This window comes from Vibrio sp. 1562, assembly GCF_033340155.1.
Classification (GTDB): Bacteria; Pseudomonadota; Gammaproteobacteria; order Enterobacterales; family Vibrionaceae; genus Vibrio; species Vibrio alginolyticus.
Map to the genome: position 1 here is coordinate 1 of NZ_JAWOVY010000582.1, position 581 is coordinate 581.

Annotated in this window: 1 protein-coding gene; it reads left to right on the forward strand. The window is 45.4% G+C overall.

What is annotated here, in order from left to right; all coding sequences use genetic code 11:
* A partial coding sequence (locus R7Z49_RS26510; protein ID WP_318112635.1) for a dienelactone hydrolase family protein occupies nt 1-481 on the forward strand: 481 nt, incomplete at its 5' end.
* Nucleotides 482-581: the final 100 nt, after the last annotated feature.

A 581-nucleotide genomic window follows, 5' to 3' on the forward strand; every position in this document is an offset into this window, starting at 1 on the left:
GTATCCGGGAAATGATGATGAAGGGCGAGCAATGCAAAAAGAGATGGACAGAGCCAAGATTGAGCAAGACTTTATAGCGGCCGCTAAATTTATCAAACAGCACGAACATGGAAACGGCAAGCTTGGCGCGGTTGGTTTCTGTTTTGGTGGTTATGTCGTCAATATGCTGGCGGCAGTTATGCCAAATGAGCTCGATGCAGGCGTACCTTTTTATGGAACACCCGCTGCAGAAGAGATTCAAAAACAAGTGAAAGGCCCATTAATGTTGCATTTCGCAGGGTTGGATAAACGTGTGAATGACACTTGGCCTTCGTACGAGCAGCAGTTGATTGCTTCAGATGCGAAGTACCAAGCTTTGATGTATGAAAACGTCAATCATGGTTTCCACAACGACTCAACCGCACGTTACGCACCCGAGGAAGCGGCTCTTGCTTGGGAACGTACCTTAGCTTTCTTCAAAGAACATCTCATCGCCAGTTAATCGGAGTTGGCACATTCCTTGTTTTATCTCCTTTAGTGAGTGAGATATTAACAAGGAATGTGCATGACTCAATCAACGTCAAAAACACCCATTATCGTCT